This window comes from Ammoniphilus soli (assembly GCF_040813775.1).
The window spans coordinates 125,310-146,753 of sequence record NZ_JBEGDL010000002.1 but is presented as its reverse complement, the minus strand read 5'-3'; the positions used below and the strand labels follow the sequence as shown (position 1 = coordinate 146,753).

Annotated in this window: 25 protein-coding genes and 1 pseudogene; 6 read left to right on the top strand and 20 right to left on the bottom strand. The window is 42.2% G+C overall.

Annotated elements, in window-relative coordinates; all coding sequences use genetic code 11:
* Positions 1-104: 104 nt before the first annotated feature.
* Positions 105-326 (bottom strand): YdbC family protein, encoded by a 222-nt coding sequence (locus tag ABLT31_RS05415; RefSeq protein WP_367749506.1) that lies wholly within the window; start codon positions 324-326, stop codon positions 105-107.
* Between the two features lie 189 nt (positions 327-515).
* On the opposite strand from ABLT31_RS05415, the gene ABLT31_RS05410 reads away from it, so the two are divergent.
* Complete coding sequence (locus ABLT31_RS05410; RefSeq protein WP_367749505.1) at positions 516-1,244, top strand: ZIP family metal transporter; 729 nt, start codon at positions 516-518, stop codon at positions 1,242-1,244.
* 93 nt (positions 1,245-1,337) lie between these two features.
* Here the strand turns inward: ABLT31_RS05410 and ABLT31_RS05405 are convergent, their stop codons facing one another.
* Complete coding sequence (locus tag ABLT31_RS05405) at positions 1,338-2,048, bottom strand: phosphoadenylyl-sulfate reductase (RefSeq protein ID WP_367749503.1); 711 nt, start codon at positions 2,046-2,048, stop codon at positions 1,338-1,340.
* Complete coding sequence (locus ABLT31_RS05400) at positions 2,035-3,252, bottom strand: threonine synthase (protein ID WP_367749501.1); 1,218 nt, start codon at positions 3,250-3,252, stop codon at positions 2,035-2,037. Before ABLT31_RS05400 ends, ABLT31_RS05405 begins: the two co-directional genes overlap by 14 nt.
* Between ABLT31_RS05400 and ABLT31_RS05395 the strand changes: the two genes are divergently transcribed.
* Positions 3,200-4,183 (top strand): YheC/YheD family protein, encoded by a 984-nt coding sequence (locus ABLT31_RS05395; protein WP_367749499.1) that lies wholly within the window; start codon positions 3,200-3,202, stop codon positions 4,181-4,183. The genes ABLT31_RS05400 and ABLT31_RS05395 overlap by 53 nt on opposite strands.
* A 184-nt stretch (positions 4,184-4,367) precedes the next feature.
* On the opposite strand, the gene ABLT31_RS05390 is transcribed toward ABLT31_RS05395, so the two are convergent.
* Positions 4,368-4,571, bottom strand: a complete 204-nt coding sequence (locus ABLT31_RS05390; protein WP_367749497.1) for a hypothetical protein — start codon at positions 4,569-4,571, stop codon at positions 4,368-4,370.
* Between ABLT31_RS05390 and ABLT31_RS05385 the strand changes: the two genes are divergently transcribed.
* On the top strand, positions 4,495-4,809 hold the full coding sequence (locus ABLT31_RS05385) for a DUF3147 family protein (RefSeq protein WP_367750218.1): 315 nt from the start codon (positions 4,495-4,497) through the stop codon (positions 4,807-4,809). The genes ABLT31_RS05390 and ABLT31_RS05385 overlap by 77 nt on opposite strands.
* 96 nt (positions 4,810-4,905) lie before the next feature.
* Here the strand turns inward: ABLT31_RS05385 and ABLT31_RS05380 are convergent, their stop codons facing one another.
* From ABLT31_RS05380 to ABLT31_RS05330, 11 genes and pseudogenes are all read right to left on the bottom strand, one after another.
* Complete coding sequence (locus ABLT31_RS05380; protein WP_367749496.1) at positions 4,906-5,952, bottom strand: glycoside hydrolase family 15 protein; 1,047 nt, start codon at positions 5,950-5,952, stop codon at positions 4,906-4,908.
* A 127-nt stretch (positions 5,953-6,079) separates the two neighbouring features.
* Complete coding sequence (locus ABLT31_RS05375; protein ID WP_367749494.1) at positions 6,080-7,201, bottom strand: sugar phosphate nucleotidyltransferase; 1,122 nt, start codon at positions 7,199-7,201, stop codon at positions 6,080-6,082.
* A gap of 30 nt (positions 7,202-7,231) precedes the next feature.
* On the bottom strand, positions 7,232-10,072 hold the full coding sequence (locus ABLT31_RS05370) for a 1,4-alpha-glucan branching protein domain-containing protein (protein WP_367749492.1): 2,841 nt from the start codon (positions 10,070-10,072) through the stop codon (positions 7,232-7,234).
* A gap of 63 nt (positions 10,073-10,135) precedes the next feature.
* Complete coding sequence (locus ABLT31_RS05365; RefSeq protein WP_367749490.1) at positions 10,136-10,798, bottom strand: DUF4912 domain-containing protein; 663 nt, start codon at positions 10,796-10,798, stop codon at positions 10,136-10,138.
* A gap of 327 nt (positions 10,799-11,125) precedes the next feature.
* Positions 11,126-12,016, bottom strand: coding sequence for a DMT family transporter (locus tag ABLT31_RS05360; protein ID WP_367749488.1), 891 nt, complete (start codon positions 12,014-12,016; stop codon positions 11,126-11,128).
* Positions 12,017-12,207: 191 nt separating this feature from the next.
* Entirely contained in the window at positions 12,208-12,345 is a 138-nt protein-coding gene (locus ABLT31_RS05355) for a hypothetical protein (RefSeq protein ID WP_367749486.1), read from the bottom strand.
* Positions 12,346-12,656: 311 nt separating this feature from the next.
* On the bottom strand, positions 12,657-12,938 hold the full coding sequence (locus ABLT31_RS05350; protein WP_367749484.1) for a DUF421 domain-containing protein: 282 nt from the start codon (positions 12,936-12,938) through the stop codon (positions 12,657-12,659).
* A 70-nt stretch (positions 12,939-13,008) separates the two neighbouring features.
* Positions 13,009-13,434 (bottom strand): hypothetical protein, encoded by a 426-nt coding sequence (locus tag ABLT31_RS05345; protein ID WP_367749482.1) that lies wholly within the window; start codon positions 13,432-13,434, stop codon positions 13,009-13,011.
* 148 nt (positions 13,435-13,582) lie between these two features.
* Complete coding sequence (locus tag ABLT31_RS05340) at positions 13,583-15,010, bottom strand: PAS domain S-box protein (RefSeq protein ID WP_367749480.1); 1,428 nt, start codon at positions 15,008-15,010, stop codon at positions 13,583-13,585.
* A gap of 60 nt (positions 15,011-15,070) precedes the next feature.
* Positions 15,071-15,313: pseudogene (locus ABLT31_RS05335) on the bottom strand (PAS domain S-box protein); the annotation flags it as partial.
* Positions 15,304-15,768: a PAS domain S-box protein gene (locus tag ABLT31_RS05330; RefSeq protein WP_367749478.1), complete on the bottom strand. Its 465-nt coding sequence runs from the start codon at positions 15,766-15,768 to the stop codon at positions 15,304-15,306. The pseudogene ABLT31_RS05335 and the gene ABLT31_RS05330, both read right to left, overlap by 10 nt.
* A gap of 606 nt (positions 15,769-16,374) precedes the next feature.
* Here ABLT31_RS05330 and ABLT31_RS05325 point away from each other — a divergent pair.
* Entirely contained in the window at positions 16,375-16,593 is a 219-nt protein-coding gene (locus ABLT31_RS05325) for a hypothetical protein (RefSeq protein ID WP_367749476.1), read from the top strand.
* Positions 16,594-16,799: 206 nt separating this feature from the next.
* Here the strand turns inward: ABLT31_RS05325 and ABLT31_RS05320 are convergent, their stop codons facing one another.
* On the bottom strand, positions 16,800-17,180 hold the full coding sequence (locus ABLT31_RS05320; protein WP_367749475.1) for a hypothetical protein: 381 nt from the start codon (positions 17,178-17,180) through the stop codon (positions 16,800-16,802).
* 143 nt (positions 17,181-17,323) lie between these two features.
* Positions 17,324-17,611, bottom strand: coding sequence for a hypothetical protein (locus ABLT31_RS05315; protein WP_367749474.1), 288 nt, complete (start codon positions 17,609-17,611; stop codon positions 17,324-17,326).
* Positions 17,612-17,739: 128 nt separating this feature from the next.
* On the opposite strand from ABLT31_RS05315, the gene ABLT31_RS05310 reads away from it, so the two are divergent.
* Together ABLT31_RS05310 and ABLT31_RS05305 are read left to right on the top strand one after the other, a co-directional pair.
* Entirely contained in the window at positions 17,740-18,072 is a 333-nt protein-coding gene (locus ABLT31_RS05310; protein ID WP_367749473.1) for a DUF3889 domain-containing protein, read from the top strand.
* 193 nt (positions 18,073-18,265) lie between these two features.
* Complete coding sequence (locus ABLT31_RS05305) at positions 18,266-18,952, top strand: C40 family peptidase (protein WP_367749472.1); 687 nt, start codon at positions 18,266-18,268, stop codon at positions 18,950-18,952.
* 58 nt (positions 18,953-19,010) lie between these two features.
* Here ABLT31_RS05305 and ABLT31_RS05300 read toward each other — a convergent pair whose 3' ends face one another.
* The 3 genes from ABLT31_RS05300 to ABLT31_RS05290 all read right to left on the bottom strand — a co-directional run bounded on the left by ABLT31_RS05300 (position 19,011) and on the right by ABLT31_RS05290 (position 21,431).
* A complete protein-coding gene (locus ABLT31_RS05300) occupies positions 19,011-19,562 on the bottom strand; it encodes a hypothetical protein (RefSeq protein ID WP_367749471.1) in 552 nt (183 codons plus the stop codon).
* A gap of 216 nt (positions 19,563-19,778) precedes the next feature.
* Entirely contained in the window at positions 19,779-20,753 is a 975-nt protein-coding gene (locus tag ABLT31_RS05295) for a C40 family peptidase (protein WP_367749470.1), read from the bottom strand.
* A 153-nt stretch (positions 20,754-20,906) separates the two neighbouring features.
* Entirely contained in the window at positions 20,907-21,431 is a 525-nt protein-coding gene (locus ABLT31_RS05290; RefSeq protein WP_367749469.1) for a CBO0543 family protein, read from the bottom strand.
* Between the last annotated feature and the right edge of the window lie 13 nt (positions 21,432-21,444).

Genomic DNA, 21,444 nt, shown 5'->3' with positions numbered 1-21,444 from the left:
AAGGGTTATTCATAAATATTCATTGGAAGAAACTTTCATGTCATGATTTTATAACAGCAAAAAGGAGCCTCACCTGAATCGGTTAGCGCTCCCTTTTTTGACACTTAGTCATTTATGCCCTTAAGTATTTCCTTTAGCTGAGTTAGCTCTTCCTTACTTAATGTAACCCCTTTGCCCATTTTAGTATGATCTTCTGACCAATCCCGAATATCGTACTTGGGTTCTCGCCCATTCCAGCTAATGAGATTGAGTTCCTTTTTCCAGCCCTTTGCCGATTCGGAAAGAGTGCCGATCGTTTGGATGATTTCGTATTTGATGTCTGCCATATTTTCTCCCTATTGGTCAATTTTTTAATGTTGCCGGTCAGCTATATTATAAACAAAAATAGACTCCCTCTCGAGAGGATCATAGCCGAAATGCGCTAATAAAAAATTTGTAATCAAACCAATTATATAGGTAACTGCATTTAAGCATAATAGCTTTAGATAACCATATGCGGAGGTTGAGTTGAAAAAGTGTGGTATGCTGCTTTATGGGGTGGTATTGCTGGGTCAGCCGTGTTTATGGGTGCATTAGCGGGAATTTTATTTCAGATCAAAAAGAAATGGATCGGCACGATCATGGCATTTGGTACGGGGGTCCTAATCGGAGCAGCTTCCTTTGAGCTTCTTAGCGATTCGATTGAAGAAAGTGGTATTATGGCTACATCACTCGGGTTTCTTGGCGGAGCAGCATTATTTACGTTTGTCGAGTATATGATCTCACGAAAAGGCGGGCATGAGCGAAAACGCTCAAGAGCAAATCCCCAAGGATCATCAGGTTTAGCCATTTTTATAGGAACTCTAATTGATGCAATTCCCGAATCCGTCATCGTTGGGGTAAGTTTACTCGAAAATGGTAAGGTAAGCTCGCTTTTAGTCATTGCCATATTCATCAGTAATTTTCCTGAGGGCCTATCAAGCAGTGTCGGATTAAAAAAAGACGGATATTCCAATACCAAGATTCTTTGTTTATGGTTATTTGTGCTTATTCTTTCAGCGTTAGGTTCCCTAATAGGATTTGTTTTTTTAGAGAATACAACCCCCACTTTAATAGGGGTTATCGGGGCATTTGCTGCAGGAGGGGTGGTATCTATGGTGGCTGCAGCTATGATGCCTGAAGCTTATGAAGAGGGAGGAGCCATCGTAGGTCTCATTACTTCCTTAGGGTTATTATGTTCATTGCTTCTCACTCAATTTGATTAATCGTATGGCATAGCACTTTCAAGCTTTGTTCTACTGGGGGATTGTCTCCCCGGGAGTGAAAGCGCGAAAGTCCTTTATTTTTATTGTTATTTTTCAGTCGCGACTTTCTTTATGAGGATGCAGCCCACATTCTGTCTTTTCTGCACCTGCCCATCTTCCTGACCTCGGATCCTGTCCGGGTTTTACCGGATTAGTGCAATAGGAGCAGCCGATACTGGGATAATCCTGATCATGCAAAGGATTATAGATCACATTATTCCTGCGAATATATTGCCATACATCATTTGTTTTCCAATCAGCCAATGGATTCAATTTGATTAGTCCGAATTTATGATCATACTCTACTTTCTTCGCATTCGCTCTGGTAGTTGCTTGGTCTCTTCTAATCCCTGTAATCCATGCATCATATTTTTGCAGTATTTCACCCAGAGGATCTACTTTGCGCAACTCGCAGCATAGGTCAGGATTTCTTTTCCATAAGGCGTCTCCATACTGGGAAGCTTGCTGTGCTGGCGTTAGTTTCGGTCGGACTTGGATGAACTTTTTTCCATAACGTTCACTTAACCGATCCCGGGTTTGATAGGTCTCTTTAAAATGAAAATCCGTATCCAAATAGAAGATATCTGTGCTCCGATCGAATTGCTGCAGCATATCTACAAGAACTACATCCTCAGCACCAAAGCTGCAGGCAAAGCAAAGCTGAGGAAATTGGGTTTGTGCCCATTCCAATAGCTTCATCGCCGATTGGTTTTCAAACTCAACACTTTTCACTTTCGCCAGCTCTATCTTTTCAGATAAATTCATTGCGGCATTTCACCCATTCCTGATAGGTTTTCACCACAGGGGTTGTATGAGGATGCTCCCAAGGCAAATATTTCATGGCATGAGAGGTATTGAACAACACCACTTCCTCTTCCGGCCGAATCCAGCCTTGGTCCAACAGCTGCATCAATCCTGCCCAGGTTGCCGCCCCTTCCGGCGATGAAGAAATTCCCTGTTTGCCTAATGATTGCTGTGCCTGTTTAATTTCATCTTTAGAAACAGCAACTGCCGTCCCCCCTGATTCACGCAACACAGATAAAATCAACTCGCCATCCGGCGGGTTGGGTACTCTCATGCCGGTTGGGGCTGAGATGACTTTTTCAGTTTGTGACTTGAATTTCGCATGGCTCATGATAGCATCGACGATCGGCTGACAGCCCATTTCTTGTACGCTGACCATCCGTGGAAGCTCTCCCTGCATAAAGCCCAATGCTTTCAATTGCTTGAATGCATTCCACATGCCAATGACTCCGGAGCCACCACCCGTGGGATAAATAATGACATCCGGAAATCTCCAATCGAGCTGCTCAGCGACTTCCAGCCCCATGGTCTTTTTGCCTTCTACCCTTCCAGGCTCTTGCAGTGTTCCGACGTTATACCACCCCTGTTCTTCTTGTCCTTCTTTGATGATTCTGCCAGCATCGTGGATCAGCCCATCTACCAGATACGTATAAGCACCGTAACCTATGCATTCTTGCGCAATTAGGCCTGGGCAGTCCTTTGGAAGAAATACATACGCTTCCATTCCGGCATGGGCTGCATAAGCAGATAAGGCGGAGGCAGCGTTTCCGTTAGAATTCACAGCCACCTTTGAAATTCCGTTTTCATTTGCAATGGAAAGAGCGGCAGAAAAACCTCTTGCTTTAAAGCTTCCTGTCGGGTTCTGCTCTTCTCTTTTTACCCATAGCTTCCTGACCGGCAGAATTGATTCAGCCTTGCGAAGACGGATCAGCGGCGTCCAGCCTTCCCCCAATGAAACAATGTTCGCATTATTTTCAACTGGCAGGAGTTCAAAATATCTCCACATCGAAGCAGGCCGATCGATTAGATTTTCCTTCGTAAACGTATGAGCCACTTTTTCTAAATCATATTCTACAAACCAACTTCCCCCGCAGCTGCACAATGTAGCATCCATGGAAAAAAGAGATTGCTTGCCGCAGGTCTTACACTTAAATGAAAATCTCATGCTGCACCTCCTTCATGTTCAACCGTTTTATGGAATAGTGTTGTTCGTTTTCAACTTAAACTATGATTTCTTTTGGTCTTGTGCTTGTGCCATGGCCCTCGTTTTGTACAATAAATGGTTAAATCCATCAAAACTTTACAGTCATCGTCCACATATAGTATCAAATAGTGTCTTTTATAAAAGAGGGGAAGGGTGGAAGGAAGTGACAAGTCGGAGCAAGTTAACCAAACATCATATCATGAATAAAAATGTTCAACTGAGAAATTCACTGCCATATACCGCTAATTTTTCAAAAGATCATTTATATGAGCTTCTCAGGCGTTATCGGAACGTCATCGTCAAGCCTTCCTTCGGCAGTGGCGGTGCCGGAGTAATGCTGGTGAAAACAAAACCGAATTCTATTTATAAGATCCAGGATGGGTCTAACAAAAAAGAGATTAAAGGGAAAGACAATCTCTATCATTTCCTTAAAAAGAAAATAGGGTCAAAGAGCCATATTGTACAACAATATATTCCCTTAACCAGGGTCAATGATCGCCCTATCGATATACGCGTAATTGTGCAAAAGACCCCAAAAGGATGGAAAGTGACAGGGAAGTTAACCAAGGTGGCCGGTCCTGGGCATTTCATTACCAATCTCGCCAGGAGCAAGGGAAAAGTTCTTACGATTGAGTCAGCCATTGCCCAATCCCCTTTAAACGTATCCAGCGACGCGATCCATTCCCAATTAAATCAAATCAGCTTAGAGGCAGCTAAATCTTTAGCCAAATCCTACCCATGGATTCGGATTGTCGGTTTTGACATGGGAATAGATAAAACAGGAAATATCTGGATTATTGAACCGAATTTTCGTCCCAACCTGTTTATGTTTTTAAAACTGAAAGATAAGAGTATGTATAAAGAAATTATGGACTATAAGAAGATAGGTTGAAGATAGCATATTCGCGTTTCATTCTCCTAAGTTTGAACGTTCCCTTTCATAATAAAAAAAGCTTTATTAAAGCGTTCCAGGGAAGCCCGACCACCTTTAGAGGAAGCTTTACTTTAATGCTTTAGTGAGCTCAAACTTTCTTAAACAGTAAAAAAGACTGCCGATTCTTTCTCGGCAGTCTGAATTATCCAATTTGCCTCTCCCTAAAAACATTTATCCTTGGTAGGCTTGACGGTAAATGAGCGGCCAATTCAGATACAAGCGGCGAGCGCGGATTTCTGTTAGGAGGAACGGCCGTTTTAGCCTCTTCCCTGATTTCCAAAAAGATCGGCGGTAAAATGGGGGGAATCTTTGCTGCCTTTCCTGCAGTGATGGTGGTTACGGTCATGATGACAGGGATCACCTACGGATCTAAAAAAGCAGCGCAACTGGCCCAAGGTTCAATATTTGGAATGATCGGCTGTGCAATTTGTGTGGCATCTGTCCTTTTCCTCCTTCAACTTACCCATGGCTGGTGGATCAGCATTGCTCTTGGACTATTGCTGTGGTATGAAAGTGCCATTTTAATATATAGAATACTAGAGAAGTTGAGGGCTTCATATGATTCTGATAGTTCGTATTATTAAAACAGGACTCTTTATATGATTCATTTATAATGTGGGTATCTAATAAGTTGCTCATCATGGAAAAAACGGTTCCATACGGAACCGCCTCTGCCCTATTTAATTCAATTTTTCCAGAGCTTCCTTAGCTAAAATGTACATGGCGCAGCTCCAACCGAGGGGTGTATTGTTATTGGGAATGGACGTGCTACTATAATAGAGCTCCGGAAGAGTGCCGGGCTCCACCATGACAGTTTCGGCTTTCTTCAGGTAATCCAATGCTTTCTGCCGATTGCCTACCTGCAAATGGCAGAGAGACAGCCATGGTAAACCAAAGGTCCATTCCGCCTCGGTTCCATAATACTGTTCGCGGGGAAGGCCCCTTCCATATTTCTCCTCCAGGGTGCTAAAATAGCTGTCTCCTTCGTAGCGGATGACTCCCCGCTCTCGGACTAGCCACTTTTCTATACGCTGGATCAAATATTCGGCCAGTGCGCCATGCAACAAGCGATAGGGATAAATCAGGCTCAATTGGGCCAAATCTACCCTTTTATCCTGGCTTTCCCTTGGTAGCATCCTGAACAGCTGATCAATACCCTTTCGAATGAGCTCATCCGGCACTTCCATATGGGGACGGAGGGAAGCCAATCCGGCCACGCAGGCTCCCACAGAGGACGAGTGAATCTCTTTCCATTCTTCCCACATGCCATTATCCGGATCATGCCAATATTCCACCGTTTTCAGGTAGCCGACAAGCTTTTGGATGATTTCCTTATCCTTGGCATCCCGAAACATCTTTTTCTTCTTCTTCAAACCTTCTCCTAAGCCAAAGAGAAAGGCTCCAATCATGTCATGCTGGACATGCCCCCAGGGTTCATCATGAATTTCCCTGATGTCCCTCGACGAATACCTGGCATGGATATACTCCCATTCAAAACGAGGCTTCTGCCGAGTATGAATATCGAGCTTCCACTCATACTCGCGAAACAAATCAAGCATGCGGTAGTAAGCCTTTTCATAATGCCCGTTGTCTTTGTCCAAGAAAGGGAGAGAGATATAGAAGCAATCCCTTATCCATATATACTGATAGGTGGAAGACGGGCTGGCTATATACAAGCCGTGGGGCATCCTCAGACTGTCTAGGATTTCATAGCTTCTTGCTAACATCCGATATTTCACCTCAATAACAATTCAATGTTACCCATTCTCTCCGGATTGGGACGGTAAAAACCGTTGCAGCAAAAAAATCTAACCTCCTATTACTGAGTTATGCAGCTTTTCCCGTTCTGGTTCCCTAAATAGCGGAAGCGGCCGATTCTTTCCACTCATGCTTTCCCTGAGGCTCCATTTTCACCCCTGGATGGACGTGACCTCTAGGCTCTACCCTGCATTCATTGCCAAGGACCGCCCCACGGTCGATTAAGGCTCCTTCGCCAATTCGGCAGCGGTGATTTAGGGTACTTGCCGTCAATACGGCATTTTTTCCGATCACATTATGATCCCATAGGATAGCTTCCTCCGTAGAAGCCCCAGGCTGAATCCAATTATGGCTGCCAATAATCGTATAGGTACCTACCCTAGCTTGACCAGCCACAACCGAATGGGAGCCAATGAAGGCAGGGGCTTCTATATGGGCCCCTTTTTCAATGATGGCTTGGCTTTCCGCATAAATTCCCGGAGCGATCTGTTCGGCTTCGATCTCCACCTTGACATTGCCGGTCAGCATATCGAACTGGGTGCTGCGGTACATTTCCAGATTTCCAATATCGGACCAGTAACCGTCAAGGCTTACTCCATATAAGGACTGACCAGATTTCATCAGCAAGGGGAACAGATCCTTGGCAAAATCAAACGCGACATTCCGTTCATAATAGGTAAAAATCTCCGGTTCAAAAATGTAAATCCCGGTATTGACCGTATGGCTAAACACTTCACTCCAAGAAGGCTTTTCCTGAAATCGGATAATTTTCCCCTCATCATCCGTGATGATCACGCCATATTGGGTAGGATCCTCTACCTCTTTCATGATCATCGTAGCGATCGATTGCTTCTCCTGATGAAAGCGGATGGCTAGCGAGAGGTCAAAATCGGTAAGCGCATCGCCGCTGATGACGACAAAGCGCTCATCCAAGAAGTCTTCCGCATTTTTTACCCCTCCTGCCGTTCCCAGCGGAATCGTTTCATCGAAATATTCGATGTTCACGCCCCATTGGGATCCATCTCCGAAATATTCCTTGATGGCACCCGACAAGTATTGGACCGTAATACCGATGTCCGTGATTCCATGCTGCTTGAGCAGCTTGATGCTGTACTCCATGCATGGGCGATTCAGCAAGGGAACCATCGGCTTAGGCAAATGGGTAGTCAAAGGTCTCAATCTGGTTCCTTTTCCGCCGGCTAATATAATCGCTTTCATTGACTATCATCCTCCCCTGAAAATGGATCCCTATTTTTCTTGCGCAGCAGCAGCTTCCACATGAATCGGTTCGAGTGCGGGTTGACGCTTCCCTAAAATGTTCAGATAGACCCCAATGGTCTGTTGGGCAATAAGATCCCATTGATATAGCTGCTCAATTTTTTGAACAGCTTTTTTCTTGATCCTCTCGGACAGTTCTTCATTGTTCAGGCACGCTGCGATTTGAACTGCAAGCGAATGGCTGTCCCCTGGGATCACCTTTAACCCGTCCACGCCATGTTCCACGATCTCGCTCATGCCCCCGACATCCGACACGATGACCGGAGTTCCCGCTGCCATCGCTTCCAGTGCCACAATCCCAAAGGGCTCATAGAGCGACGGAAACACGGTAGCAGAAGCCATATGGAGCAGTTGATTACGCGTTTCATCCGGAATAAAACCGGCAAAAAGGACTTTATGGGAGAGTCCCATTTCATCTGATTGCCGCCTCAGCTCATCCAGCATCGGTCCTTTCCCCCCGATGACAAATTTCGCTTCCGGACAATGGCTTAGAATTTCCGGAACGCTTTCTAACAGAAGTTGAACCCCTTTTTCCCGCACCAAACGCCCGACAAAGAAAACGATTTTCTCCTCTGGGCTCGCGAAACGGCTCCGCAACTCCCCATCCGGCGCTCCTATCTGAACCAAAGCGGGGTCAACGCCATTTGGGATAATGTCCAGCTTATCCGCCGGCAGCTCAAACAGCTCCCGGATCTCCTTTTCCATGTAGCGGCTGCAGCCGATTACCCTCCAGGATTCATAGGTCAGCTGCCATTCCAAATGGTGGATTTTTCGCTGCAAATCCGTATAAATCCCCTGATTCCTGCCGTGTTCCGTGGCATGGATCGTGGAAACGAGCGGGATGCCGAAATGATGCTTCAACGTTTTAGACGCCTGGCATACCAGCCAGTCATGGGCATGGATCAGATCAAAACGGACATATTTGTTGATCAAAGTTTTGGCATAATCGATCATGGCTAGGTTGAGCTGGAAGATCCATCCCATAAAATCGACCTCTTTGGCCTGGTAAGTCCGAACCCGGTGAACATGTACCCCCTGATTCACCTCGTAAGACGGATAGCCTTCCACATGGCTGGTCAGGACATGAACTTCCACGCCCAGCTCTACCATCTTTCTGGATAAATCATAGACAGCCCGGGACAAGCCGCCAACCATCATTGGAGGATATTCCCACGACAGCATCAGAATTTTAAGGTGCCCGTCACTTGTCGAAAGGTGCCTGTCACTCGTCGAAGTGGAGTACGTCCGGTAATTGATATGCGGGAATAAGGCATCCCGCTTTTCGATTTCCTTCAGCCACTGCTTATCCAAGGTTTGCTGAAGGAGATCTTCATAAATACGCGTGAATCGGCCGATATGGTTTTTGGTGCGCTTGATGGCGTACTCGACCATGGTTTTCGCATCCATGATGAACGCCCAGTCGCTGCTCTGCGCCAGCAATAATTCACGGGCAGCCTGATTTAAAGCTTTCTCTTCGAGCAGAGTCGGCTTCACGAAACGATCCGCCAATTCCGCCATTCGCTTTTCCATGAGATGGAGGTGGCGGTAAATCCATTCATTGGATGAGCCCAGCCATACCTCTCCATACCCGCCGCGCCCCCAGCTTGACATGGATAGGCGGGAGATTTCATTTTCCCGATATTCCTCCAAATAATCGGCGGGAGTTGCGAGTTTAATCGTTTGCTGGTCAAAATGGATCTTGCGGCAGAGATATTCCAGCCACTTTGGCCCTTCATACCACCAATGGCCGAACAGCTCCGCATCATAAGAAGCCACCACCATCGGCTTTCGATCCATAAACGCGGATAAATGCTCGACTTGCTTTTCTCGGTTGAACATAAAATTGCCTGCGTGCTGGGCTGCCTTCTCACGGGCCCATTCCGTGTTGTACAACTCCTTATGGTCTCCCTCGCCTGTGATCCGGTGATATTTGATTCCAGTATTGAGGCGGATCCCGCTCTTGTGCAGATGAGGCTTGATGTATTCATAGTCCAGGTCATAGCCGATATCCCGGTAATACTCCCGGTAATCGTAATCGCCCGGATAGCCTTCCTTTGAACTCCACACCTGCTTGGATGATTCATGGTCTCTAGCAAACGCCGCGATCCTCCCTGGGGTGACGATGGGAGCATATTGGTCGAACGAAGGCTTAGGGTCCGCATGCAAGAGCGCATGCGTATCCGTAAAAAAGTATTCGATCCCATATTCTCGCAAAACAGCATCCAATTCTCGCTTATAGCCGCATTCCGGCAGCCAGATTCCCTTGGGAGCCCTTCCCAGATGTTCAAAATGGACCTTTACTGCGTTCTCAATTTGCGCACGAATGGCCTGTTCTGTTTTGACATAAGGCAAAAATGCGTGCGTAGCCGAACTAGTGATCAGCTCCAAATAGCCCGCATCCTGCATTTTCTTAAAGCCTTGAATCACATTTCGTTGATAGGTAACATGAAAGGCTTGATGTATCGCCTTAAATTTTTTACAGTACATCACTGCCAGCTCATTGAGCTTGGAATCGTCTGCTGTTCTGATCACTTCCTTTTCAGCCAGCATGACCAAGTTGTCAATGTACCCCGCATACCGATCTTGGAGCAATGAGTCCGACAGCATCGTTAGCAGTGTCGGCGTCAAGGACATCGTCAGGCGAAACGTCACCCCGTCCCGATGCAAATCCTCAAATACTTGTAGCAGTGGAATATACGTTTCCGTGATCGCTTCAAACAGCCATCTCTCTTCTATGTAATGTTCACTTTCCGGATGCCTAACATAAGGCAAGTGCGCATGCAGCACGATAGCCAAGTAACCTTTTTCCACGATGACAACTCCCTTTGAATGCTCATTTCATTTAATTGAAAGCTCATGACCCGTTCGATGGGATCATGCCTTTTGAATCGAATAGCCCGTAAACTCCTCGGCCCACGCCGGCTCTTCAGTTTCCGTTTTCTCCTTGGTCCACTTCTCATGCTCTCTCCATGGCTGTCCCTCTGAAGGAGGGAGGTGTACAGCGTCGGAACGCAAAATGCTAAAATACCTTCCATCCCATGTGAAGGTTCCGTAGTCCACACAGTAGTTCCGGTTATCATTCAAAGAAGGGATAAACCAATTGTTAGCGTAATCATTCACCTGTATATCAATGAATCGATGGGAATTATCTCCATTAAAAAGGATGTCTGTCACATCATAAACGCGGAGGATTTTCGGCAGAACGTCCCATCCGCATCCAAAATGCTCTTCAACTAAGCGCTTTCGTTCATACGTTATCTCCCAATAGACATACAAAATCTCAGGGCTATGGGGCAAAATGACGAGCCTGTCTTCCCCATGCCATGGATGCACTTCACAATCTTCAATTTCAGCTCGGACCTGCACTGCTGGCTGTTCCGAATGAATCGGACGAAGGTCCTGTTTCGTCTCCTGCTGTCTCTTCTTATACAATTGATAACGCACCTTTCCCACTGTGGTTTGAAGTTTCTTAGCAATTTGCTGATGTGTCATCCCTTGCTCGATCAGCTTCATTATTTGTTGCAATTCAAAGCTCAAAGTTCACACCACCCAATCAGTGTGTTTTAATTCGACATAAATTTACAATAAATGAATGCATTTTAAATTTATGGTAAAAAATATAAATTCAGTATATTACAGAGGACGTTGTTTGTAAATAATGGACACATATCGTCCACATCAACTTACATTCTTTGTGGCCAAATTCATAATTTCATTGCTGGAAGCCAGGAAAAGAAAAAGAGGCTCTCCTAAAAGATCGGTCAAGACCGACATTATGGATCAACCTCTTCTTTTATTCAATATAAAAGAAAAAACCTATCTAGTTACCATCAGATAGGTTTCTTCTTCGGAGATCAATTCTTCTTAGCTTGCTTTTGAAATTTTTCCGAATCTCCCATTTCTAACCTGCATAGTAGCCATAACGACACCGCCAATAATGAGGACAGATCCAAGAAGTTGGGATAAGGTCACCTCTGTTCCAAGTAAGAGAAAACCAGCAACCATAGCGGCAAAAGGCTGGAGATTGAGGAAGATAGAGGCTTTCCCCGCTCCGACTTTGCCTAACTGTCCATTCCAAATCAGAGCACAGATCCCTTGCATTACAATAGCCGAAGCGATGAGTAAGGCCCATGCCCACAGGTGATCGCTTCCGCCCGTGAGAGGCTCGCTGAGGAATGCGACAGGAATGAGCATGGCTGACCCCGTTGCGGTAGCATAAACGGTAATGGTAAAAGAGTCAAGTCGCTCAGTCAGTCTCCGAACGATGATGATCGAGCACGAAAAGGTCAGCATGGCGATCAAAATAAAGAACACTCCAGTAGAAAGTTGGAACCCGCTTCCTTTTCCAATCACAAAAAATACGCCTACTATGGCCACTAGGGAGCCAAAGAACATTCGTTTCGTCACCGTTTCACCCAGGAAAACGGAGGCAAGAAAAGACGTTGTAATCGGTGTAAGAGACAGGATTAAAGCCGCTGTTGTCGCATCTGTCGTCTTTAGTCCGTTAAAAAAGGCGACCTGATTCAATAAGGTGCCAATCAGACCTAATAATAGTAAAAGCTTCAGTTCACCCTTCGTAATTTTTACGAATCGATCCGTAATATACGCATATCCCAACAAAAAGGTACTGGTAAAGATAAGCCTAAAAGCTGCGAGCAGCAGAGGTGGAAACTCCCGCACAAGGATCGAACCAAAAACAAAGTTGCTGCCCCACAAGGAAACACAAAGAAAAAGCCATAAATAAGAACGAAGCATCGTTGCGCCTTCTTCCGAATGAAATGAATGTCAAACTTATCTTACATCCGGAAAAGCACAGGAGTCCATATACATTTGTTCAAGGACCAATCGACAGGGCACCTGTCGAAATCATTTCAAAAAGGGAAACGTACGATCTGAATTAATAGAAAAAAGAACCGGTCATCACCAAACCGGTTCTTTTTCGGACTTTACGATCCATTTTTTAGGTTCCTTAGTACCATTGGCATCTTCTCTTCTTCTTCCTTTAACTTCTTCTCTCTATCTTTATTATTAGGATCTTGACCTGCCCTAAAGCGTGCAGAATGCATTCCATCCATAATGTTCATCATTTCACCTCCTTTGTTAACAGTATTCCCTATTTAAAGAATCCGGTTGAACCATACTCGTATGAGCCAAAAATAATGCCTATCCACGTCGATCTACTCTAGCTACTGGTTGAGGACAAAAATAAGAGAGCGTTCGGAATTGTACGCTCTCTCCAATTTTGATACCTTAGGGAAAAAACCTATTTTGGATAGGGCGCCAAGGCACCATACCCTGATTTTTATAATAAATATACACTAGTCTTTTGTTGATAACTGCAACTCCCTAAAACAAGGACGTAACTATCTTTAATGTGTTTGAGGTTTATAATCAGTTATATCCGCCTCATCATAAGCTTCTTTAAATCAAGGCGGCGTAACAACACAATACCTATAATAAGTAAAGTTCCTGCGTAAATGGCTTGCCATTCGTCTTTCAATGCTAGAGGTTGAATTAGAATAGCACCTAACGAAATCCTTAACACAGCTTCTGATACAGTCGTTTCTGCGAGCGATCTCTTTCCAGTAATTCGAAGAAGGATAACCCCAGCAGATAAAATTAACAATGCTTTTAATGGATAAGGTAGGGATGGTAGTCGCTCAAAAAATTCCATCATTTTTCTCAGTCCCTTTTATTTTTTATTGCTATTGGTAAGCTTAAAATCAAATATGTAATTATTTAACAGGCTAGGTAAGTAATTCACTCTCCAACCTCTTTAGCAATTTTTCCTTTTCGCGCTCGCTCTCCCATTCCTCCTCCATAGCTTGGTAGAAACGGTCATATTCTTCGTCTGTTATGATTTGCTCCTGAAGCAGACGGTCAAAGCACATCAGCTTTTCTTGCGTTTTTTTCACAATAGTGTCATATTCGGTCCCTTCTTTCATTTTACGTTTGTTATAAAGGACATGTCCTGCTTCATGGGTCAATATCTCCAGAAAGGATTTCGCCGAGATCTTTTCTTTATTCCCGATAACATAGATGATATGCCCACCATTCCGGTATTCGGCAAAACCGTTGGTTTTCTCTTCGTTATGGATGAAATAAACCTCGCAGCCCACCTCCTTTTCCAACCACCGAATGCATTGATCCATCATTTTTTCATTCGATTCCATTTTTGTTGACTCCTTCGCAAGTAAGTCCTCTTCAATAAAAACTAAGTTCTATTATGAGTTACCAGGAGAGAGTCTATGCTCTTCAACGGAATTCCTTATTGCTTTGCGCCTTGCGCTCACTGAAATTGGGTTTCACCTTGTTTTTGTTTTATTGAGCTCTTCGAATAGGAAGTCTTACTTCAATTGTGGTTCCCTTATTGACCAGGCTCGTTATCTTTATATTCCCATCATGATTTTCAATGATTTTTCGGCTAATCATAAACCCTAAACCTGTTCCCTCTTCTTTTGTCGTGAAAAAAGGTTGCCCTAGCCTACTCAAAGCCTCTTCGGGGATGCCACACCCCTGATCAACAAATCGGACCGTTATATAATCTTGATCTTCCTTTAATACCTCAATATTAATCTCTCCGCCATTTGGCATGGCTTCCATGGCATTCTTGAGAAAATTGATGAATACTTGTTTTAGTTGGTTCTCATCGCAGAAAATGGAAGGAATATCAGGTTCAATCTTTGTAATTAATTGAATATTACTCATGTTTGCTTCACTCTCTAATAGCATCGTAACTTGAGATAATATAACCCTAACGTCTTTAGGTTCAAATTTGGTTTCCTGTGGTTTCGCAAGAAGCAACAATTCACTTAAAATAAGTTCAATTCGATTAATTTCCGAGTTAATGATATTATAGAAATCTTTTTTCATATTAAACTCATCTTGCATCAACTGAAGAAAGCCTTTAATGGCCGTAATGGGGTTTCGAATTTCATGGGCGATCCCTGCTGCCAATTGTCCAGCGACAGAAAGCTTTTCTGATTGCAGCATGATTTCCTCTGCTTTTTTTCTTTCAGAAATATCCCTTGAAATCGATAACAGCTCGATTGGTTCCTGAGTTTCTGGATCACGGATAGCCGTTAATACTGTTTCAAACCAAGTAAAAGTGCCATCCTTCCGACGTTTTCGACAGATATAGGAATGAACATCATTCAATGAAGGCATTTGGGATGTGGATAGTTTTTTCAATTCAGCATAATCTTCTGGATGTATGTATTCGAAATAAGGAGTACCTATCAATTCTTCCGGCTCATATCCAAGCAGGGTGCGACAAGCTGGTGAACAATAGGTATATACGCCGTCTAGGTTCCTTTTTGCAATCATGTCAAGCGAAGTTTCCGCAAGTCTTCGGTATTTTTCCTCGCTTTTTTCTATGGTTTCTTCCGCTTTTTTTCGCTCTGTAATATCACGCCCGACACCCAAAATTTTATCTACTTCTCCTTTTTCATTCCTAATCACCTTAACTGTCGTTTCATACCAAATGTAATGCCCATTTTTATGTTTTACACGGCACTGAAAGATATCCTCGTCGCAATTCTGAAGGATGTTAGAGTTAGATAATTTAGCCACATCCTCTGGATGCCAGAAATGACTTGTTACTTTGCCGATCACTTCCTCTGGCTCATATCCAAGTGCAGTCCGTATGGATAGAGAAACATACCTACAAATACCATCAGGGGTAGAATAGGATATGATATCTTTCAGGTTTTGCGAAATCAATTGGTATAACTCTTGGGTTTCGCGCAATTTTTGACTCTTCTTTCTAAATTCGGTGATATCCTTAGCTATACCATAAACTCCTACAATCTCATTTTCTACAATGATTGGTACATTAGTTACTCTTAATAGAACAACGTGTCCTCTTTTGTGTACAATAGCCACCTCATAATTTTGGGGGAGACCTTGGGCAGTTAGCTTAAAATATTCCGATATCTTTTCTATATCTTCCGGAATGACAATTGGCGCTACTTGAAAAAGTTCTTCGAATGAATATCCTGTTATCTTTTCCCATGAAGAATTTTCACTTAGTAGTTTGCCATCTAAAGAAAGTGAAAAAACAAGGTCGGGGTGTTGTTCAAAAAGTGATTTGTACCTCTGTTCACTTTCTTTAAGTTGTCTTTCTGCTTTTTTCCATCTGAAATATCTTTGATCTGTGCAATAAAGTATAACGGCTGTCCTTGTTCATCGCGGATCAGCGAACCACTCAACAAGGCCCATACAAGATGTCCTGATTTATGTATATATCTCTTCTCCATTTGATAAGAATCAATTTGTCCATCTAACAATTTAGAAGCATATTCGAGGTCAATGTCCAAATCATCCCGATATGTTATATCTTGGAAGGTTTTGGCGAGCAATTCCTCGTTAGAATAACCTAAGACCTTACATAATGAGGAGTTTACTTTTAACCATCGCCCATCTAATCCCACTATAGCCATGCCTATTGGTGCATGGTTAAAGGCATGTACAAATAAAGAATCTTTATCAAATTTTAGATTATTCATAAAGCATCCTCTTTATCTCTTTATTTTCAGTATAAAAAAGCATCATTGAAGAAACACAGTGTAGCCAGACCACCTTAGAGGAAGCTTCTTATGCTTCTGCAAAAGTTGCTTCACTTTAATACTTTAGCCACCAAACTTTTCCATCCATTAAAAAAGCCGAAACAGCGGCCTATCAGCTACTATTTCGGCTCATGTCTAGCGCTATCGTCCAGATCATTACCACCGCATTATTTGGTTATCTAAATCGAAATCCCAATCAACAAAAGCATCGATAACTTTCGCATTGAGAATGGATGCTAAATGGTTGGTGTTATGTAAAAGTTTTTTTTAAAAATCTCTTCGCGATCTTCAGCATTACAAACCTACCTTCTTAGGCAAAAGCGCTATCTCCTTCACCCTAAATTTAGTTTAAATGAGAATTAACTTTTGATCAATATTTAAAATAATTATTCCAATGGTTATCATGTAAAACTTGCAGCGAAAAAGAACATAAATACAGTTATGGATGAACAGAAGCGAGTTTAAGCCTAAATTTGGATAAAGCATAAAGCAAAGAAGCAAACTATAGCTTGTTAATGACAGAAAACAGCTATAGGAGATGAAAAAATGGCCAATCAAATTGACACAGAAAAACTGAAACAAGCTGAAGCGGCTTCATCACTTGCAAAAGATATGATTACATCAGCCATTGAACAATCTGCAGCAAATCAAACTATGGCTCAAGAAGCATTGAACCAAGCATCTCAAGAAATAGCAAAAGCTCAGACAATGGTTAGTCAAGTTCAATCACAATTTCAAACTCAATCTTCACAACAAACGAAGTAACACAGAAAAACGAATTATCTCTCAAAGTGGGGTAATTCGTTTTTTCTTTTCTGATAAAATGTTCAGTAGGATCGGAGAAAATTTCACCTACTCATCTTTTAACTTTTTGAATTGATTCATCATGGATTCTTTATTCGATTGCGAAAGAAAAAACCCATCACGGCAAGCCATGATGGGCTTGTATATCTGAGGATTGTACCATTCACTTATGAGCCTGTCTTACTTGAAGAAGTATCGGTTCCTTCCGTTTCTTCAGATGGCGTATCTACTTCTCCCACTCCACCTGTTTCAGCTTCGCTACCGCCGTTTTCCGTTTCATTGCTTAATGAAGGATCCGTGGTTGATTCGCTTGAACCTCCTAGCGAAGGATCAGTTGTTCCACTATCCATGCCATCATCGGACATAGGGGCATTTTCACTTTCCGTTTCAGATCCCCCTTCCTCCGGTGCAGGAACATCGTTTACTCCCTGTGGTTGAGTTGATGAGGGCACCAGCGGCTCTGGCCCTTCTTCTCCAGAAGAGCAAGCAACTAACGCTCCTAAAATCAACAAGGCTGATATTGGAACTGCGATTAACTTCTTGTTCATTTTCATTCCCCTTCCAACTGGTGTTTTCCTTTACATACTCAATATATCCAGAAAATGTAACCTTTCTTTGTCCAAAAGGAGTGTTTTCTTTTAAGCGTTTATGAAAGGTTTATGTCCAGGTTGAAGGAGTCACTTGACTTTCGTTACATAATTTCTATGATTTTGTTTTTCTCAAGATTAATCTGCTTGTCCATCAATTCAATCATCTCAATTTTACCGGATCGTACCCCTTTTTCGATTCCAAGATGATACGCTTCTGCAATAGCAATCACTATGGCATTTGCTGCCCCGTTCTCTTTTGTTATTTCACAGCCTCTTTCTTGGAGTGTTATGATTAGTCTTGAAGAAATGTCGTCAATGTCCGCCATAAGTAATTCCTTTCCACACATTAATCCCTTTTTTGTAGTTTCTCCCACCTTTCCTTTTGTCATCAAATCCTATACATTGACCCTCCCCATATAACCGATCAAATACCTTAGATTTTAATTATTTGATACAAATATTTATCCATTTATTGCAAAAGATAAGTTATGAGAATAACACAGCGAGGAGGTCCAATATGAAAACATTAACAAAAGTCTTTTCGATAATGCTTCTATTATCATTCTTTTTGATGTCAAGCTTAGTCCAAGAATCACATGCACAACAAGAACCGGATTATGCAAAGTGGGGGAAAATTGCAATTGAAGAGGTTATAAAAAAATACCCTGGCAGTAAAGAAACTGATTACGAATATCTGGGCAGGAAAAACCTTTCAGGTACAGAATCACAAGATACCTTTGAATTTAGAGTAACCGAAGATGCGAAAAAGAGATTAGTACGGGCTTATGTTATATTCAACCCTCAGACCAATAAATTAGTAAGAACCAAAATTGTTGAGATACAGATTTAAGTCATATGTGCTAAACCTTTATGGGCCTTCTGGGAGAAGGCTCTTTTTATGCTTGATTACTAACCAAGCCTTTTTTTATTTTATATGGGTAACTATAAAAGCCATTCTATTTTTTTGTCATATTATAATCCGTAACAGTTGTTACTTAAATCTACTTATTCTTGTTTTTACAACCTGAAAGGAGAGATTCTTCATGGATCAGTTTGAAAGATATGTCATAACATTGACAGGTGTGAATTTTAGAACAGCCCCAACCATAGCAGATAATGTGATTTCACTTTTACCTAAGGATTCAGTTCTGAGAGTTTTGCAAGAAGTAGAGGGGACTATCTGGTATCAGGCGCAGTTAGTTTCAAGCGGTCAAATCGGTTACATTACTAGTAAATCTATTTATGTCGCTGACTTTGAACCACCTTGGTTAACTCAAGTCAAATCGATTATTAATTTCTTAGACACCTACTTGGGCACTCCTTATGTATTCGGTTCGAGCAGAAATACCGATCAGTCTTTTGATTGCTCTGACTTTATTCGTTGGGGATATTTAAAACAAGCAGGCCTGGACATTCCTACGAACAGTCGCGATCAAGCTCAAGTCGGCAGAGTCGTTTCACTTGAACAGTTAAGAACGGGTGACATCTTATTCTATGACACCAATAACGACGGTGTAATCAACCATTGCTCTTTATTTGTATATCCAAATAAAATTCTACACACGTATAGTACAACGAGCGATGTATACGACAAAGATCTTGTAAAAATTAAAGATAACAGTGGCGGTGTAACTTATAATCTATATAATGGCAGTGGAGAAGCATTATATAGCAGCAGACCCCTATTTGTAAAACGGTATATTGATGATGAGGGGAATTCGTGTTTATAGCAAATCTGCCTAAAATCCTCGGCGTGAGCATTCACGCCGTTTTTGTTGGGAACTAAAATTATTCCATTTCATCGATATCATATCGAATCTGCTGAACGTTACCATTCCAATGCCAAAATTCAATGGTTCGGTGATTCTGTTTATCAACATAACCCCTTATATCTATCCCTTGCTCTACCCTTTCGTAATAGTTCTTCCCATACTTTTTCTCCACCACTTCAATAGAATCTCCTGGGAATATTCCTTTTGCTGTAGCTAAGGATGGGTTGCTGTTTAATCCAATAGAAATACGTATGATCTTATCATCTTGAAGTTGTGTTGCGACTACGATTCCATCTTCAAGTTGATAGTAATCAAAGAGTGAATTATTACGATCATTACGTCCGCTCCCATATTTTTGAATGAATGAATCGTTATGAATATTCTGATACAAGGAGATTCCTGCAAGGCTCTCATCACTTAAATCCGTACTTTGAGTCAAGTAGAAATGGTCGGAACGCGGACCGATATTCAAAGCAATCGAAATCCCAAAGAATACGATACGAACGATTAAAGATAAAAGCAGGGTATACAATATTACTCTAAAATAAGTATTCCGCACTATAGACAATCCTTTCACCACCTTTATATCACAATTGATCTCTTTGATAAAAAAAGAGGAGTATACGTAACAGCCACTCCTCTCCCATCCCTTAATTCAAGAATTTAGCTAAAATAAAAAAAGCAATCGGCAGGATGCTTAAAATAAACCCGTATTTTTTCAATTTATTTTTAATGAAGAGCACTACACAGAAAAGCTCTGTTTACGTATTTGGTTCTAACTAGATTACATCCCCTCCTTTAACCCTACTTTCTGCATAGTTACATCTTTTGCTTCTGTTCCGTCATCGGCAATGATTCGTTTTCCGTATAAGAACATTTTGGACATGAAATTCTTCTGCTCGGCATCCATCGTTTGCACCGTAACACCAATTCCCGGCTTGTAGGTGTGCAGTACATCTATGCTTCCATCGTCATGAACTTCTTTCACTATTCCAACATGTCCGTTTCTGCGGTAATCTCCTTCATCGTATTTCTCATAATTGCCCATTGTCATGAAGAAAACAAGATCCCCCTTTCTTAGCTCAGAACGCGTAACCTGCTTGTTTCCATCGTATAAAAATTGAGGCCGTGAGGTTCGATATAAACTGAATCCCGCACCTTCTTCAAACATATGCTCCGTAAATGAGCTGCAGTCAAACATCATAGAGCCATCCCGGTCATAGTCAGCCCCCAGCTTGTAGTCTGTCCCTAAATGGTGCATTCCGTGTGCAATAACTTTATCCGCTGTTACTTCCCATGCTGGCTTGGGAGGAGCCGGAGGCGTGATCCGCTTGGCCCCCAGATAATATTTTTGCGCAACACTAGAACTCAAGTCCATTTCCTTGATCCGATCATAGGGCTTGTAAGCGACTATGAACTTTCCCTCCCCGGTATAGATCCCTGCTGTGATTAGGCTCGTACGGCTAGTCCCAAAAAATAAAACATCACCGATTTGTAAGTCTTTTTCACCCAGGATTAATGTTCCTTCCTTGCTCAAATCCGATAAATTAGCAGGGAGTTCCACACCTTCCTTCTTAAATACATAGGATACAAAATCTACCGAATTAAAATCCGTGATCTTATACCCGATGTATCTCTCTGCTCTTTCTGCAATATCGCCGCCAAAGGATGAAGCCCATACCGAGGAACTCATCCCAAAGAAAGCGCTTAAAGCAATAGAACCCGTAAGTACAAAATGGAATAGTTTTTTCTTTGTCATCTCATAATCCTTTCTTTTAAGCAAAGATCTTGTATAAATTTGGATTAGTAGATGATTATGTACACTCGAAATCAATCATGTTATGACAAAATATCTAATTTAGTAGGGGGTAAATTGAGATATTGTGAAATTTTTGCAGGCAAAAGGTCTACTTTATCTTTTGAACACAGGGATTTCCCAAACCACAATAATGGCAATCATTTTCATAAAGAACAACAACCAACCTATTAGCGGATAGGCATAATAAACCCTTAGAGTTAAAAACAGGATCAGATTTATTAAAACCGAGCTCCAAATATTCCAACCATTGTAATGAGAAATAAGCCCTAAAGGCAAATTGATGTACTCAATAATGGAATATAAAAATACCCATAAAAGGAAATGGAAAATAAAGGGTTTCCATCCTCTTAATGCATACTTTAAATAAATAAGTACAGTTGCTGGATAGGCCATAAAATTGATTAATAAATTAATTAGCAGATGATTGGGCGGAATAGTCCCATGATACCTCCACAACGGGTAATTTACAAATGAAGTAGTAAAGTTTTGAATCAAATCACCCGCAATAAAGAATATAATGGTTGAGTAATACCTTCTCCAATTTTTCCAGTCACCAAATATCCACCCGGCAACAAAGAAAGCGATATTATATGCTATATGCAAATAAGGAATCAGCATACTTTCATCCTCT

Bases quoted from the DNA above. Each gene is read 5' to 3' on its own strand.
- ABLT31_RS05415 (WP_367749506.1), bottom strand. From the start codon at position 326: ATGGCAGACATCAAATACGAAATCATCCAAACGATCGGCACTCTTTCC.
- ABLT31_RS05405 (WP_367749503.1), bottom strand. From the start codon at position 2,048: ATGAATTTATCTGAAAAGATAGAGCTGGCGAAAGTGAAAAGTGTTGAG.
- ABLT31_RS05395 (WP_367749499.1), top strand. From the start codon at position 3,200: ATGGAAAAAAGAGATTGCTTGCCGCAGGTCTTACACTTAAATGAAAAT.
- ABLT31_RS05400 (WP_367749501.1), bottom strand. From the start codon at position 3,252: ATGAGATTTTCATTTAAGTGTAAGACCTGCGGCAAGCAATCTCTTTTT.
- ABLT31_RS05390 (WP_367749497.1), bottom strand. From the start codon at position 4,571: ATGACCGTAACCACCATCACTGCAGGAAAGGCAGCAAAGATTCCCCCC.
- ABLT31_RS05380 (WP_367749496.1), bottom strand. From the start codon at position 5,952: ATGTTAGCAAGAAGCTATGAAATCCTAGACAGTCTGAGGATGCCCCAC.
- ABLT31_RS05375 (WP_367749494.1), bottom strand. From the start codon at position 7,201: ATGAAAGCGATTATATTAGCCGGCGGAAAAGGAACCAGATTGAGACCT.
- ABLT31_RS05360 (WP_367749488.1), bottom strand. From the start codon at position 12,016: ATGCTTCGTTCTTATTTATGGCTTTTTCTTTGTGTTTCCTTGTGGGGC.
- ABLT31_RS05355 (WP_367749486.1), bottom strand. From the start codon at position 12,345: ATGAACATTATGGATGGAATGCATTCTGCACGCTTTAGGGCAGGTCAA.
- ABLT31_RS05350 (WP_367749484.1), bottom strand. From the start codon at position 12,938: ATGATGGAATTTTTTGAGCGACTACCATCCCTACCTTATCCATTAAAA.
- ABLT31_RS05345 (WP_367749482.1), bottom strand. From the start codon at position 13,434: ATGGAATCGAATGAAAAAATGATGGATCAATGCATTCGGTGGTTGGAA.
- ABLT31_RS05330 (WP_367749478.1), bottom strand. From the start codon at position 15,768: ATGAATAATCTAAAATTTGATAAAGATTCTTTATTTGTACATGCCTTT.
- ABLT31_RS05325 (WP_367749476.1), top strand. From the start codon at position 16,375: ATGGCCAATCAAATTGACACAGAAAAACTGAAACAAGCTGAAGCGGCT.
- ABLT31_RS05320 (WP_367749475.1), bottom strand. From the start codon at position 17,180: ATGAACAAGAAGTTAATCGCAGTTCCAATATCAGCCTTGTTGATTTTA.
- ABLT31_RS05315 (WP_367749474.1), bottom strand. From the start codon at position 17,611: ATGACAAAAGGAAAGGTGGGAGAAACTACAAAAAAGGGATTAATGTGT.
- ABLT31_RS05310 (WP_367749473.1), top strand. From the start codon at position 17,740: ATGAAAACATTAACAAAAGTCTTTTCGATAATGCTTCTATTATCATTC.
- ABLT31_RS05305 (WP_367749472.1), top strand. From the start codon at position 18,266: ATGGATCAGTTTGAAAGATATGTCATAACATTGACAGGTGTGAATTTT.
- ABLT31_RS05295 (WP_367749470.1), bottom strand. From the start codon at position 20,753: ATGACAAAGAAAAAACTATTCCATTTTGTACTTACGGGTTCTATTGCT.
- ABLT31_RS05290 (WP_367749469.1), bottom strand. From the start codon at position 21,431: ATGCTGATTCCTTATTTGCATATAGCATATAATATCGCTTTCTTTGTT.